Genomic DNA, 14,517 nt, shown 5'->3' on the forward strand with positions numbered 1-14,517 from the left:
ACGGGGGTGTCCGGCTCGGTGGCGTGCGCCGTCCGCCCGGGCCGGAGCGGCGGGCGCACGACGGGTCAGCGGGAGCGGCCCGGCAGGGCGGGCGCCGTGTGCGGCAGCCGCGACAGGACGCGCGCCGCCGCCAACTCCGCGGAGCGCACGGCGCCTTCGCTGCTCGGGCGGAGCATCAGCCAGTCGCCGGCGTACTCGACGGGTGCGGCGTCGCGGGTGAGGAAGGCGTCGCGGTGCGCCAGCGCCCGCGGCGTGGCCTCCGGGATGCCGTGCGGCCAGCGGTGCACAAAGGTGCGCAGCGTGGCAGCGCGCAGCTCCGGCAGATAGCGGGCGGCGGCGTCCCCGATCCGGGCCAGGATCTCGCCCTCGGGCGCGTGGATCAGCTCCCGGGCCGCCTCGGGCGCCGCCATCAGCGACACCAGGCCACGGCCCTCCGGGGCCCGGCCGCAGCCCTTGTTGTGCTCCATCATCAGTCCCGACAGATCCGGCTCCCCGGCCGCGGGCAGCAGCACGCTGTACACCGACTCGCCCGCGCGTGGCGCCAGGGGCCGGTCGAGCGTGTAACTCACCTTCAGGCGCGGGACATAGCCGCAGGCAGCGAGGTACGGCACCTCGGCCTCGGGCGCATTGACGTGCAGCCGCAGCGCCACCGGCGCCGGGACGCACAGCAGCACCGCGCGGGCGGTGAGCGTGCCGGTGTCCGTGACCACCCGGGCGTGGCCCGCGGCCGAGATCACCTCACGGACGGCGCAGCCGGTGGTGACGTCCACCTTGCGCGCCAGATGGCGGGCGAGGGTGTCCATGCCGTCGGTGTAGCTGCGCCAGCGGGTGGTGGAGCCGCAGGCCAGCATGTTGGTGACGAACGGCGCGGCGGCCGAGCGCGCGGTGTCCCAGCCGAAGAAGCACCCGGCGATCGGCTGGAACAGAAAATCGTGCAGCTCGGACCGGTAGCCCCGGGCGTACTCCGCCAGCGTCAGGGTGCCCAGCGGGGTGCGCTCCGGCAGATCCGGGTCGTAGGCGGCCCGGCGACGGCCCTCCGTCGTCAGGAAACGGGCGAGCGAGGCGCGGCCGCGGAGCGAGAGGCCGCCGCCGCTGAGCAGGGCGCGCGGCGCGCCGACATGGCGGTGCGCCCGGCCGTCGCGCCAGGTGGCGACGGGGTGCGGAATCCGCGTGGTCTCCGCCGGGCCCAGCCCCGAACGGCGGATGAGCCGCCAGGTCGCGTCGTATCCGGCGACGGACAGGACCTCGGCGCCGGTGTCCATGACATAGCCGTCCGCGCGGTGGGTGCGCATCCGCCCGCCGACGGCGTCGGCCGCCTCCAGCACCGTGACCGAACGGCCCGCCCGCCGCAGCGTGTCCGCGGCCGCCAGCCCCGATATACCCGCACCGACGACGATGACGTCGTGGACGGTGCTCACGCCCCACCGCCGGCCGCCGCGGCGAGCAGCACATTGGTGACGACCAGCGCCACGACGGAGACGCGATGGGTGTACGTGCCGAGCTTGCGGGCCGTCAGGATCCGGCCGCGGACCACGCCCGCCACGAACTGCGTGACGCGCAGCGCGACGACCGGAAGCATCGCCAGCGGGAACCACCACGGCGCCAGGCCCGCCACCGTCGCCACGGCGATCAGCGCGCCCTCCGTAGCGGAGACCGCGCCGATGAAGACCTTGTTGCCGCGCTCGGAGGTGAGGACGGCCACCGTCGGACGGCCCACGGAGGAATCGCCCGCCCGGTCGTTGGTGTTGGAGTAGACGCCGAACAGCAGCGGTCCCAGACCGAACAGCGTGCCCTGGACCAGCGCGAAGCCGGTGACACGCCCGGCCAGCAGACCGTACGGCGCCACCACCAGGCCGAGGCCCAGGGCGACCATGAAGATCTCCTGCCAGCCGTGGTAGCTGATCTTCAGTCCGTAGGAGTACTGCACCGAGGTGACCAGGCACAGCGCGGCGGTCGCCACCGCCCACCAGGGGGCGTGCGGGGCGACGGCGACGGCCGCGCCCCACAGCAGCACGCACCCGGCGGCCGTGGCCCAGCCGAAGCGGATCGCTTCCCGTTCGGTGAGTGTCCCGGCCAGCAGGGGCTTGCGACGGATCTTGCGCAGCGGCGCGTCGGGGCCGTAGTTGGCCGCGTCGCTGCCGTCGCGCAACCCCGTCACGTCGTCGAACGTGGTCATCGCGGCGACGAGGCAGAGCATGCCGAGGCCGAAGAGCGCGAGCACCGCGAGGGTGGTGGAGTCCGCGCGCAGCGGCGCGGCCAGCAGGCTCCAGGCAATGGCGAGGCTGAGGTAATAGTCGAAGATGTCGAGTTTGGCCAGTCTGCAATAAGCGGCGAATTTTCCCGAGGAGGCGGGTGGCGCGATCGCTACGGCGCCGTGTGAATCGTGGGTCACAGAACTCTCCGTGGTCACGGCGGACCTCGAAAACGGTCCGCCGAATATCAATCGGAAGCGACCGTATGAGAAGGCCGGGACCCGCCGAGGTGCCGGACGGGCATGTTCATCAGATCAGGTGATCGTGTTCAAGGCGACACCCGGAGCGAACCGCCCTGCACGGACCCCGCCCGGCTGCCCGAGGCCCTCCTATCTGGCCAGTTCAGAACGTTTCTCCGACTCGTCCGGCCAGATAGGGGCCGGTGGCGGGAAAGGGGTGGCGGTGTCACTCGTACGGATCGTCCTTGCTCCATTCGGCGCATACCTAGGCGCCGCTGGGACATTCTTGGATTGCACGAAGCGCCGTGAGAGCGGTGGGTTTCCCAGAGGCGTCGTGCGTATTCGCGACACCTTTCCTCGCGTCTGTCATTTGTGAGGCGCAAGGCGTCCGCATATTTCTTCCGCGGCCGCATTTCCGACGTCCTTCGTCGCTCATTCCGCCAGTCATTCATTCCTCAAGGAGTGTCATGTCCAACAAGGCTCTGCAGCAGGACCGCCTCCGTCAGCGTTTCGCCCTCTACGACACCAACGGCGACGGCCGGATCGGGCGTGCGGACCTGGAGAACGAGGCGCGTCGCATCGTCGAGGCGTTCGGCGAGTCGGTCGACGCTCCCCGTGCGCAGGCGCTGCTGACCGCCTACCCGCAGCTGTTCGACTTCCTCAGCAAGCAGGTCGGCGCCGAGGGTGAGCTGACGCAGGACCAGTTCCTGGAGGCGGCCGAGAAGGAGGTCATCTCCGCCGGACCGGAGGGTTTCGGGCGCGTCCTGCGGCCCAGCATCCGCGCCATGGTCGACCTGGCCGACACCGACGGTGACGGCCAGGTCAGCCCGGCCGAGTTCGAGAAGTGGCTGAAGGCCATCAGCGCCGACATCAACGCCGACACCGCCTTCCAGGCCGTCGACGCCGACGGCAACGGCCAGCTCTCCGTCGACGAGCTCGTCCTCGCGGTCGGCCGCTACCACTCCGGTGAGCTGGACGCCCCGCTGCTCGGCATCTGATCTGGGTGCTGTTCCCAGCCCGCGGTGCGGTCCGGCGTTCCCGGCCCGCACTGCGCGTGGGCCGGACCCGCCCACGGACGGCACGGATGCGGGCGGCGCTGCTCCTGTCGGCCCTGGCCCAGGGCGTTCCGGGCGCGTGGGCGATGTTCCTGCCCCACAGCTTCTTCCGGAACTTCCCGCTGCCGGGCCACCGATGGGTCGCCGTGTTCGCCCCGTACAACGAGCATCTGGTCCGGGACTTCGGCTCGCTCGTGGTGGCGCTGGCGGCGGTGCTGCTCTGCGCCGCCCGCACACCACAGCCACCGCTCGTGCGGGCCGCCGCGCTGGCACAGCTCGCCTTCTCCGTGCCACACCTCCTTTTCCATCTGCACCATCTCGCGATGTTCTCGCCCGCCGACGTCGTCGCCCAGCTGATCACGCTGGTGCTGCCCGTCGTCGTCGCGCTGTACCTCCTGTGGGCCTCGGCCCGCGACGGGGGCGACCACGGCACGGCCGTGCGTACCCCCGCGCCCTACCAATGACCCTCTCTTGAGAAGGAAGACCCTCATGACCAACGCCGTACAGGAAGAGCGACTCCAGCGCCGTTTCCAGCTGTGGGACCGGGACGGCGACGGACGCATCGACCGCAGCGACTGGGAGAACGAGGCGCAGCGCATCCTCCGCGCCTTCGAGACCGCCCCGTCCTCCGACCGCGGTGAGGCCGTCCTCACCGCCTACCTCAGCATGTGGGACTACCTCGCCGGTCACGCCGGGATCGAGGACGGCGGTTCGCTCGGCTTCGACCAGTTCCGCGACCTCGCCGGCCGTCAGCTCCTCGACCGCGGCCCGGAGGGCTTCGACGAGGTGCTGCGCCCGACCATCGGCTCCATCGTCGGCCTCTGCGACACCGACGGCGACGGTCAGGTCGACCCCGAGGAGTTCCGCTCCTGGATCCGCGCGATCGGCAGCCCCGAGGAGACCGCCGAGACGGCGTTCCAGGCCATCGACGCCGACGGCGACGGCAAGCTGACCGTCGAGGAACTCGTCCAGGCCGTGCACAAGTACCACGCGGGCGAACTCGACGTCGCCCTGCTGTGACCCGCCCCGGGCCCCGCACCCCCGCCGACGGGTGCGGGGCCCGGCCTTTTCCCGTCACCGGCCCGCCCCGCCGGCACCGACCCCGAGGACCCATGGACCACCACACCACAACCGGCCGCACCGGGGCGCCGACCGCCCCGCCCCGCCCGGTGCCCTTCTTCACCCACGCCCGCTCCTTCGAGGACCGCTGGCCCGCCATCCGCGACCGCCTCACCGAGGTCGCCGACGACGGCAAGTTCTCCCACGGCAGCCAGGTGGGCCGTTTCGAGCAGGCGCTGGCCGCCTGGACCGGTGCCCGCTTCGCCGTCGGCGTCAACAGTGCCACCGACGCCCTCGTCCTCGCACTGCGCGCCTGCGGCCTGCGCCCCGGCGACGAGGTCGTCGTCCCCGCCTTCAGCTTCGTGGCCACCGCCTCCTCCGTCGCCCTCGCCGGCGGCACGCCCGTCTTCGCCGACATCGACCCCGTCGGCTACGGCCTCGACCCCGCCGCCGCGGACGCCGCCGTCACCGCCCGCACCCGGATGCTGATGCCGGTGCACCTCTTCTGCCAGCTGGCCGACATGCGGGGCCTGACCCGCGTCGCCGAACGGCACGGCCTGACCGTCCTGGAGGACAGCGCCGAGGCGATCGGCATGCGCTGGGGCGGCGTCCACGCCGGGCTCCTCGGCGCCGGCGGCGTGCTCTCCTTCTTCCCCACCAAGACGCTCGGCGCGCTCGGCGACGCCGGGGCCTTCCTCACCGACGACCCGCAACTCGCCGAGACCGTCGCGGCGTTGCGCCACCACGGACGCCACGGCCGCACCCTCGGCCACTTCCCGGGCATCTCCCGCCCCACCGACCTCATCGGCGTCAACAGCAAGATGGACGACCTCCAGGCCGCCGTTCTCCTCGGCAAACTCCCGGCCCTCGCCGAGGACATCCGCCGCCGCGCCGCCCTCGCCGCCGCCTACACCGAACGGCTCCGCGACACCCCCGGCGTGCTCCGCCTGCCCACCCTCGTGCAGCGCGAGGTCCCCACCGAGCCGGTCTTCTACGTCTATCTGATCGAGGTGGAGCGCCGCGACGCGCTCGTCGCGTACCTCGCCGACCACGGCGTCGGCACCGAGACGTACTACCCCGTCCCGCTCCACCTCCAGCCCTGCTTCGCCCACCTCGGATACCGCCGGGGGCAGTTCCCGCACGCCGAACGGGCCTGCGAGCGGAGCGTCGCGCTGCCCCTCTACCCGGATCTGGGCACCGACGACGTCGACCGCGTCTGCGACCTCATCCGCCGCTTCGCCACCGGGAGGGCCGCCCGTTGATCCCCTTCTTCCCGCCGGACCTCTTCGAGCAGGACCGCGACGTCCTCATCGACCTCGTCCACGAGATCGGCACCACGCCCGACCAGAAGTTCATCCTCGGTACCCGCACCGCCGCGTTCGAGGACGCGCTGCGCACCCTGTACGGCGCGGGCGACGTCATCGCCTGCTCCAGCGGCACCTCCGCCCTCACCCTCGTGCTGCGGGCCATGGACATCGGCCCCGGCGACGAGGTCGTCGTCCCCGCCTACGGCTGCGCGCCGCTGGCCAACACCGTCGCCGGGCTCGGCGCCACCCCCGTCTTCGCCGACATCGACCCCTGGACGATGGTGGCCGACCCCCAGGCGATGGACGATGCGGTCACCGCCCGCACCAAGGCGCTGATGCCCGCCCACATGTTCTCCGTGATGGCCGACATGCCGGCCCTGCGCAAGCTCGCCGACGACCGCGGCGTCCGCCTCGTCGAGGACTCCGCCGTCGCCCAGGGCGGCGTCCTCGACGGCCGCCCCGCGGGCACCTGGGGGGACGCCGGGGTTTTCTCGTTCGTCCAGGTCAAGACGTTCGGCACGGCGGGTGAGGGCGGCGCCGTCCTCACCTCGGACCCGGCGCTCGGCCGCACCGTACGGGCGCTGCGCAACCACGGTCAGGAGGGCCCGCGTTTCGTCCACCAACGCCTGGGCCACAACAGCCGCTTCGACGAGATCCTCGCCGCCTTCCAGCTGCACCGGCTGCCCGGTCTCGCCGCCCGCCTGGAACGCCGGGCCCGCATCGCCGCGTACTACACCGAGCGGTTCACCCCGCTGCGCGAGGCCGGTGTCCTGCCCCCGCCGCCCGGCCGCGACGGCCGCTGCTTCTACGTCTACTCGCTCCTCGTCGAGCGGCGCGACGCGCTCCGCGACCACCTCGCCGAGCGCGGCGTGGCCTCGCACGTCTACTATCCGCTGCCGCTGCCGCAGCAGCCGGCGTTCGCCCCGTACGCCCCGGCCGGGCGGCGCTGGCGGCACGCCGAGCGCGCCGCGGCCCGGCAACTCGCGCTGCCCGTCCACCCGCATCTGACGGACACCCAGGTCGAGCACGTCGCCGACGCCGTCTGTGCCTTCGCCACGGAAGGGGCCCGCCGGTGACGCCCGCCGCCGACCGCTATGTCTTCGCCACCGCCTTCGCACGGGAGGAGGAACGTCTCGCTCTGGGGGAGGCGCTCTGGGACCCCGGCACCCGGGAACGGCTCGCGGCCACCGGCGTCGGGCCCGGCTGGTCCTGCCTGGAGATCGGTGCCGGGCGCGGCTCCGTCGCCGCGTGGCTGGCCGACCGGGTCGGCCCGGTCGGCGAGGTGGTCGCCGCCGACCTCGACACCGAGCGCCTGAAGTGGCTGACCGGCCGCGGTGTGACCGTCCACCGCCACGACGTCGTCACCGACGACCTCCCCGAGGCCCACTTCGACCTCATCCACGCCCGTCTCGTCCTCCAGCACGTCGGCGACCGGCAGCAGGCCGTGGACCGCCTGTACCGCGCCCTGAAACCCGGCGGCCATCTCGTCCTGGAGGACACCGACACCGCCTCCCTCTTCAGCCACCCCGCGCAGGACGACTTCCTGAACGACGTCAAACGCGCCGCCTACGACGTGATGTGCGCGTCCGGCTACCATCCCCGCTGCGGGCTGCTCGATGTCCAACTCGCCACCGACGCCGGGCTGGTGGACATCGTGGCGGAAGGGCGTTCCGCGGTGGTGCGCGGCGGCAGCGACGCGGCGCGCTGGTTCGCGCTGTGGCTGGAGCATCTGGCGCCCGCGATGCTCGCCCGCGGCGCGGTCACCGAGGAACGCCTCGCCCGCGCCCAGGTGGACCTCACCGACCCCGCCCACTGCTGGCTCTCCCAGGTGATGGTCACCGTCCACGGACGACGGCCCGCCTCCGACTCCCTCGGAAAGGTGCGTACGGCACCGTGAAACCCCCCGCTCTCGGCACCCTCTTCGACCTGCTGGCCGACCGCGGCAGCCGCACCGCCGTGCACCTCAGCCGCCCCTTCGACCTGGCGCCCGACGGCCCGACGGAGTACGACATCGGGCAACTCGCCGACCTGGTGCGGCAGACCGCCGCCCGGCTGGCCGCCTCCGGCGTCCGCGCCGGGGACCGGGTGGCCGTCGTCAAGCCCAACCACTGGGACACCGTGCTGCTGGCCTGCGCCGCGTCCCGCCTCGGCGCCGTACCGGCGCTGCTCTCCCCGCGGCTGAGCGGCGACGCCCTCCGGGACCTGCTGCGGCGACTGGACCCGGCGCTGCTGGTCACCACGGCCACCATCCTCACCGCCCGCCCCGGCACCGACCTCACCGCGCACGCCGCGCGTACCCTCCTCGTCGGCGGCGTACCGTACGACGGCCCCGCCGCCGGGGAGATCCTGACGCCCGCCGACGTCGACGGGCACGCCGTCCCGCCGGTGGTGTCGCGCGCGGTCGACGACACCATGGTCATCCACCACACCTCCGGGACGACCGGGCTGCCGAAGCTCGTGGAGCATTCGACCCGGACGATCGTCCACCGGCTCGCCCACTTCGAGTGCAATCGGGTTCCGGTGCTGGCCAGCCGCCGTTCCGACACGGTGGCGACCGCCGATCCGTTCACCCACGGCCGGGCGGTGCCCTGGACGATCAGCGTGCTGCACCTGGAGCCCCGCGCCGTCGTCCTCCTCGCCGACCGCGATCCGCGGACGGTGGAGCAGACGCTGCTGCGTACCCCGCCCACCACGCTGGAGGCGTCCCCCGCCACCTTTGTCACCTGGCGCGATCTGGCCGCCCGCCGCAGCGCCGCCCTCCAGGACGTCCGGCTCTACATCAGCACCTTCGACGCCGTCCATCCGCCGACCGTCCGCGGCTTCCTGGCGGCCTCCCGGCACCGGCAGCCGCGCTGGCTGCAGGGTTGGGGGCAGACCGAGACCGGCCCGCTGACGTTCCGGTTGCTGACCCGCAAGTCCCTGGAGCGCAGCGGGGAACGTCACCCCACCACCCGTGACCTGGGGCGGCCGGTGCCCGGACGGACCCGGCTGCGGGTGGTCGACCCGCAGACCCTGCGCCCGGTGGGCCGGGGCCGTCCCGGGCTGCTCCTCGCCCGTACCAAGGCGCGGTGTGTGGGGTACGTCGGCGAGCAGGACTGCTGGGCGACGAAGGCCGACGGGCCGTGGTGGAACACCGGCGACATCGGTGTGCTCACCCGCGGCGGGAGCCTGATCCTCACCGACCGGGAGGTCGACACCGTCCCGGGTGCGAGCTGCGTGGAGCTGGAGGACGTGATCGAGGACCGGCTCGCCGAAGTCGTCGAATGCACCGTCCTGGGCGTGCCGGGACCGGAGTTGCTGCCGGTGCTGGTGACCGCCGACGGCACGCTCGACCCGGAGGCGTGGGCCATGGCGGTACGTGATCTGCCCGCGATGGCGGAGCCGGTGGTACGGGAGTGGGACGAGGTCCCGCGCACCGAGACCGGCAAGGTGCGCCGCCTTGAGCTGCGGCGTCTGGTACGGCCGCGGACCCCCGAACCGCTGGGCACCGGCCGGTGGACGTGACACCCGCACCACGCGAACGGCCCGCGGGCGCTCCCCGGACGGCGATCCGTCCGGGGAGCGCCCGCGGGCCGCGCGGTCGGCTCAGAGCGGCTGGGCGGAGGTGCCGCGGAGCCGATCCCGGGTGTCGAGCAGCAGCGGCGCCCACCCCGGCAGGTCGTCGACGGGGATCACCCGGTGGTCCTGGAGCAGGATGGTCAGATCCGCCGCGGCCGCGGCCCGGCGCAGATCCGGCTCGGCGGGAACGGCCGTGCCGCCGGGGGACCAGCCGTCGGCGAGCGGATCGTGGTACGTCACCTGCGCCCCGGCCTCGTCCAGCAGCCGGGCGAGCGGCGCGGCGGGCGTGGACCGCAGATCGCGGCTGTTGCGCTTGTACGTCACGCCGACGAGCAGGACCCGGGAGCCCGCCAGTTCCTTGCCGGTGCCGTTGAGGAGCTGCCCGGCGCGACGGACGACATGGGACGGCATGGCGGAGTTGATCCGCTGGGCCAGTTCGACGAGCGGCAGCGGGGATCCGATCTCGCGGGCCCAGTGCGTCAGATAGGCGGGGTCGACGGGAATGCAGTGGCCGCCCACGCCGGGACCGGGGCGGAATTCCTGAAAACCAAAGGGTTTGCTGCTGGCACAGTCGATGACGTTGGAGACATCGATACCCCAGGAACGGGCGGTCACCGCGATTTCGTTGACCAGGGCGATATTCACGCTGCGGTAGACATTCTCCAGCAATTTGGACAGCTCCGCCTCGCGCGCGGAACCGGCCCGGACCACGCGGTCGCACAATCGCTGGAAGAAGGCGAGGGCGGCGTCCGTACAGGCGGGGGTGTAACCGCCGACCACGCGTGGGGTGTTCCGTACGCCGAAGGTTTCGTTTCCGGGGTCGATGCGCTCCGGTGAGAAGGCGAGGGAGAAATCCGGGCCGGCGGTGAGGCCGGAGGATTCTTCGAGAATCGCGCGGACCGGTCCGTCCGTGGTGCCGGGGAATGAGGTGGATTCCAGAATGACGAGCGTGCCCGGCTTCAGATGCGCGCCCAGTGCCCGTGCCGCGTCCCGTACATGCGTCAGGTCCGGACCGCCCGCGTCGTCCAGCGGCGTCGGGACGCAGAGGACGGCGACGGATGCCTCGGCCAGGACTCCCGGGTCGGTGGTGGCGTGGAAGCCGGCGGCGCGCATGGCTTTGACGTCGGCTTCCGTGACGTCCGGCAGCGGTGAACGGCCGGATTCCAGCGTCGCCGTCACGGCCGGATTCGTGTCCATCCCGGTGACCCGCATTCCCGCGGCGCACGCTTCGCGCGCCAGCGGGAGCCCCGTGTAACCGAGACCGATCACGGCCAGTCTTTCCACCATCACTCCTCACGCTGCGGTCCCCGTACGGACTTCCGTACGATCCCCCGATTTTCGGCTCAACCTTAAATGAGCAGAATCGTTCGAAGGGGGCAGCCGAAGAGGGTTCACTCGGATTGGTGAAAGTGCTCACTCTCGCTCGTGGTCACTCTCAATTCGCCTGACGATGGTCATCGTTCGGCATTTTCGATCGGCCTTCGTCGAATGTGATCAATTGTTTCGGCGGGGGAGGGAGGGATCGCGGGGGAGGGGTAGCGTGACGGCTCGTCATGGGGTGACAACACGTTTTCCTTTCCGTCGGATGATCCGGCGTGGATACGCGCCGCCCACCTTCCTGTCGGGTGCCTCGCACCGTACGGATCCTGGCTGAATTCCGCCGGGAAAAACGGACGGAGGGGAGGGCATACCAGGAAAACGGCGATTGCCGGAAAAGGGAACGGTCCCCGGTCCGGGGCACCCGGAACACACGAAGGAGGCACACCCACCGTGCTGCGCACACTGCTCGTCGGGCTCGGCAGGTCCGGAACGGGGCTCCATCTGCCGGTCCTGCTGCGCGCCCGCAGAGCCGAGCCGGGTCTCTTCGCCGCGGGACCGGTCGTGGGCGTGGACCCGGGCCGGACGCCCGCCGCCCCGGACGGCCTCACCGTCGCCGCCGGCCTCCGCGACGCCCGCCGCCTCCTCGACCCCGACCGGACCGTCGTCCACCTCTGCACCCCGCCCACCGTCCGCGACGGCGTGCTGGAAGAGGTCGCGGCCCTCGGCTTCCGCCGCCTCGTCGTCGAAAAACCCCTGGCCGCCGACCGCGCCGCGCTCCGCCGGGTCCGCGCCACCGTCGACCGCCACCACCTGGACGTCACCGTCGTCGCCCCCTGGCTGCACAGCGCGCTGACCGACCGCCTCGCCACCCTCCTCGGCGACGGAACCCTCGGCGCCGTCCGGCACATCGGCGTCACCCAGCACAAACCGCGCTTCCGCCGCTCCTTGACCGCGTCCAGCCACACCAGCGCCTTCGAGGTCGAGGTCCCGCACGCCGTCGGGGTGCTGCTGCGGCTGCTCGGCGACGCCCACACCGAGGACGCCTCCTGGAGCGACGTACGCCTCGGCGACGCCGTCGCCCCCCGCCTGGGCACGGCCCGGATGCGCCTGACCCACCACACCGGCGGGCGCAGCGAGGTGTACTCCGACCTCACCTCGCCCGTCCGCCGCCGACGCATCGTCATCGACACCGACCACGCCCGCCTGACCGGCGACTACCCGATCAGCGAGGACGACGATGTGGCGCAGCTCCTCGTTGAACACCGGCCCGGCGGCGGCCCCACGACCGTCACCCGGGAACTGCTCCCCGACGACGCCCTCACCCGCTGCCTGATCCGCGCCTACCGCCACGCCGCGGGCCGCACCGCCCCGGACGACGCGATTCTCCCCGGCGGGCCGGGCGATCTCGGCCTCCACATCCGCACCGTCGAACTCCTCGACGACGCCCGACGGCTGGCCGCCATGGCCCGGCCGCACCACCCCCTCACCACCGACCGGAAAGAGGTGGCCGGTCATGCCGGCTGAGTCCGTCCGACGCACCCCCCACCCACAGCCGGGCCCGGGCACCGGATGGGCCGCCCCCGGCATCCGCTACGCGGGCATCGGCGACGAGGCGGCGCCCGACGCCGAGGGCCAGCTCGCCGCCCTCCACGACCTCGGCTGGTACGCCGTCGAGCTCCGCTCCGTCGACGGCGTGGCCCTCGCGGACCTGGCGCCTGCCGCCTTCGACGCCCTTGCCGGACGCCTCGCCGCCACCGGCACCGACGTCGTCTGCGTCGACTCCCGGATCGCCAACTGGAGCCGCCCGGCCACCGATCCGTTCGCGCAGGACCTCGCCGAACTGAGGACCCTCGCCGCCCGCTGCGCCACCCTCGGCACCCGCCACGTCCGCGTGATGTCCTACCCCGACGGCGGGCTCCCTGACGATGAGTGGCGCCGCCGCGTTCTCGACCGGATGACCGCCCTCACCCGCCTCGCCGAGGACCACGGACTCGTCCTGCTCCACGAGAACTGCCACGGCTGGGCCGGGACCCGCGCCGACCGGATGCTCGCACTCCTCGACCACGTCGCCAGCCCCGCGCTGCGCCTGCTCTTCGACATCGGCAACGGCGTCCCGCACGGCTACGACGCCCCCGCGCTGCTCGACGCCGTCATCGACCATGTCGCCCACGTCCACGTCAAGGACGCCGCGGCCGGACCCGACGGCGATGTCGTCTACACCCTCCCCGGCCACGGGCAGTCCGGCGTCGCCGCCTGCCTCACCGCCCTGGCCCGCCGCGGCTGGCAGGGGACCTGGTCCGTCGAACCGCACACCCGGCTGCGCCCGCACGACGGCACGGACGACCGCGAGCTGGACGGCATTGCCGCGTTCACCGCGTACGGCCGGGCCCTGGAACGCCTGGTGGAGCGCGAGGTCCGCCCCGCGGCGGCCCCGGCGGAACACGGCGGCCGCCCGTGACCGCACCCCGCCACCCGGCCCGCCTCGGCTCGGCCGACCGCGACCTGCTGCTGCGCCTCCTCGATACGCCCACGGCCGGACCGCTGGAGACCGGCGGCGACACCACCGGCGTCCGCCTGTGGGACGCCGGACGCGCCTACGCCGCGGCCGCCGCCCCGCTCGGCCTCACCACCGTGCGCCACGCCGCGCCCGACCCGGACGAACTCGACCTGGATGATGTGCCGTTGACGGTCCGCGAGGCTGCCGCCGGGCGGTCCGGCTTCCTCGCCTGCCAGCCCTCCCTCGTCCTGCGGCTCGGACCGCTGCTGCCGCGCGCGGACACTGTGATGTTCAACGTCCACCTCGACACCGTCGGCGGCTGGTGGCCCGCGTCCTTCGACGGCGCCCGCTTCCACGGCCGCGGCGCCATCGACGCCAAGGGCCCGGCCGTCGCCCTCCTCGCCGGGATCCGCGCGGCCATGGCCCGCGACCCTGCCATCGGCACCGACATCGCCGTCCTCGTCCAGGCGGTCGCGGGCGAGGAGGGCGGCGCCATGGGCACCTACGGCACCCGGCCGCTCGTCCGCGAGGGGCTGACCGGCGCCCTCAACCTCTTCTGCGAACCGACCCGCCACCGCTATCTGCCGCGCGCCACCGCCGCGATGACCGCCTGCGTCGAGGTCGCCGGCGTCGACGCGGTCGACGACTGCCCGGCCGCCGGACACAACGCCACCGTGCTCCTCGGCCACCTCGCCCACCACCTCGCCACCGTCCTGCCCGGACGGGTGCCCGGTGCGGGCGTCTGCGTCGCCGGGCTCCACACCGGCGACCGCCACAACAAGGTCTACGGCACCGGCCGCCTCCTGCTGAACCTCTCCTACGGCACCCGCGCCACCGCCCGCGCCGCCGAAGCCGCGCTCCACGCGGCCGTACGGGAGGGGATCGACGCCTTCCGGGCCTCAGCCGCTGCCGAACCCACCCTCGCCCGCACCGTCGAGGACGCCGCCGCCCTCACCTCCGTCCGCTGGCACAAACGCGGCCTGCCCGCCCTGGACAGCCGCGCCGCCTGGGCCGACGACCTGCTGGGGAAGGACGCCGGACTCGTCCGCTGGCCGGACACCGAACCGGCCTTCACCTGCGACGCCATCTGGATGGCCGATGTCCCCGACACCTGCACCGCCGTCCTCGGCCCCGGTGACCTCGGCGCCAACCGCGCCCACGCCGACGGGGAGTTCGCCGACCTCGCCGATCTGGACCGCTACGCCGAGGAGATCGCCCGTGTCCTGACCGCCTTCGCCGCCCGGCGGCGCGCCCACCCCAGCGCGCCCCGCTGACCGTCCCGCCCACACC

Annotated in this window: 13 protein-coding genes; 10 read left to right on the forward strand and 3 right to left on the reverse strand. The window is 73.2% G+C overall.

What is annotated here, in order from left to right; translation table 11 throughout:
- Window positions 1–65 precede the first annotated feature (65 nt).
- Both OG422_RS30080 and OG422_RS30085 read right to left on the reverse strand, forming a co-directional pair.
- The gene (locus tag OG422_RS30080; RefSeq protein WP_405747415.1) at window positions 66–1,418 is read right to left on the reverse strand and encodes a protoporphyrinogen/coproporphyrinogen oxidase; all 1,353 of its coding nucleotides are present in this window, start codon (window positions 1,416–1,418) and stop codon (window positions 66–68) included.
- Entirely contained in the window at window positions 1,415–2,392 is a 978-nt protein-coding gene (locus OG422_RS30085; RefSeq protein WP_405747417.1) for a UbiA family prenyltransferase, read from the reverse strand. The genes OG422_RS30080 and OG422_RS30085 overlap by 4 nt, the downstream gene beginning before the upstream one ends.
- A 506-nt stretch (window positions 2,393–2,898) precedes the next feature.
- Here OG422_RS30085 and OG422_RS30090 point away from each other — a divergent pair.
- The 7 genes from OG422_RS30090 to OG422_RS30120 all read left to right on the forward strand — a co-directional run bounded on the left by OG422_RS30090 (window position 2,899) and on the right by OG422_RS30120 (window position 9,356).
- Window positions 2,899–3,429 carry an EF-hand domain-containing protein gene (locus tag OG422_RS30090; protein WP_143942224.1) on the forward strand — a complete coding sequence of 177 codons (531 nt, stop codon included), beginning with the start codon at window positions 2,899–2,901 and terminating at the stop codon, window positions 3,427–3,429.
- Window positions 3,430–3,515: 86 nt separating this feature from the next.
- Window positions 3,516–3,950, forward strand: coding sequence for a hypothetical protein (locus OG422_RS30095; protein ID WP_143942225.1), 435 nt, complete (start codon window positions 3,516–3,518; stop codon window positions 3,948–3,950).
- 25 nt (window positions 3,951–3,975) lie between these two features.
- The gene (locus OG422_RS30100) at window positions 3,976–4,506 is read left to right on the forward strand and encodes an EF-hand domain-containing protein (protein WP_405747420.1); all 531 of its coding nucleotides are present in this window, start codon (window positions 3,976–3,978) and stop codon (window positions 4,504–4,506) included.
- Window positions 4,507–4,598: 92 nt separating this feature from the next.
- Window positions 4,599–5,807 carry a DegT/DnrJ/EryC1/StrS family aminotransferase gene (locus tag OG422_RS30105; protein ID WP_405747422.1) on the forward strand — a complete coding sequence of 403 codons (1,209 nt, stop codon included), beginning with the start codon at window positions 4,599–4,601 and terminating at the stop codon, window positions 5,805–5,807.
- Window positions 5,804–6,928, forward strand: a complete 1,125-nt coding sequence (locus OG422_RS30110) for a DegT/DnrJ/EryC1/StrS family aminotransferase (RefSeq protein WP_405747424.1) — start codon at window positions 5,804–5,806, stop codon at window positions 6,926–6,928. Before OG422_RS30105 ends, OG422_RS30110 begins: the two co-directional genes overlap by 4 nt.
- Window positions 6,925–7,749: a class I SAM-dependent methyltransferase gene (locus OG422_RS30115; RefSeq protein ID WP_221938143.1), complete on the forward strand. Its 825-nt coding sequence runs from the start codon at window positions 6,925–6,927 to the stop codon at window positions 7,747–7,749. The genes OG422_RS30110 and OG422_RS30115 overlap by 4 nt, the downstream gene beginning before the upstream one ends.
- The gene (locus tag OG422_RS30120; RefSeq protein WP_405747425.1) at window positions 7,746–9,356 is read left to right on the forward strand and encodes a class I adenylate-forming enzyme family protein; all 1,611 of its coding nucleotides are present in this window, start codon (window positions 7,746–7,748) and stop codon (window positions 9,354–9,356) included. Before OG422_RS30115 ends, OG422_RS30120 begins: the two co-directional genes overlap by 4 nt.
- An 81-nt stretch (window positions 9,357–9,437) precedes the next feature.
- On the opposite strand, the gene OG422_RS30125 is transcribed toward OG422_RS30120, so the two are convergent.
- A complete protein-coding gene (locus tag OG422_RS30125; protein WP_143942231.1) occupies window positions 9,438–10,697 on the reverse strand; it encodes a nucleotide sugar dehydrogenase in 1,260 nt (419 codons plus the stop codon).
- 483 nt (window positions 10,698–11,180) lie between these two features.
- On the opposite strand from OG422_RS30125, the gene OG422_RS30130 reads away from it, so the two are divergent.
- From OG422_RS30130 to OG422_RS30140, 3 genes are read left to right on the forward strand one after another with little or no spacing between them, the layout of a single operon-like run.
- Window positions 11,181–12,254, forward strand: coding sequence for a hypothetical protein (locus OG422_RS30130; RefSeq protein WP_405747426.1), 1,074 nt, complete (start codon window positions 11,181–11,183; stop codon window positions 12,252–12,254).
- The gene (locus OG422_RS30135) at window positions 12,244–13,188 is read left to right on the forward strand and encodes a sugar phosphate isomerase/epimerase family protein (protein WP_405747427.1); all 945 of its coding nucleotides are present in this window, start codon (window positions 12,244–12,246) and stop codon (window positions 13,186–13,188) included. Before OG422_RS30130 ends, OG422_RS30135 begins: the two co-directional genes overlap by 11 nt.
- Complete coding sequence (locus OG422_RS30140) at window positions 13,185–14,501, forward strand: M20/M25/M40 family metallo-hydrolase (RefSeq protein ID WP_405747429.1); 1,317 nt, start codon at window positions 13,185–13,187, stop codon at window positions 14,499–14,501. Before OG422_RS30135 ends, OG422_RS30140 begins: the two co-directional genes overlap by 4 nt.
- The last annotated feature ends 16 nt before the right edge of the window (window positions 14,502–14,517 follow it).

Origin of the sequence: Streptomyces sp. NBC_01525 (genome assembly GCF_045040405.1) — a bacterium.
Lineage (GTDB): Bacteria > Actinomycetota > Actinomycetes > Streptomycetales > Streptomycetaceae > Streptomyces > Streptomyces benahoarensis.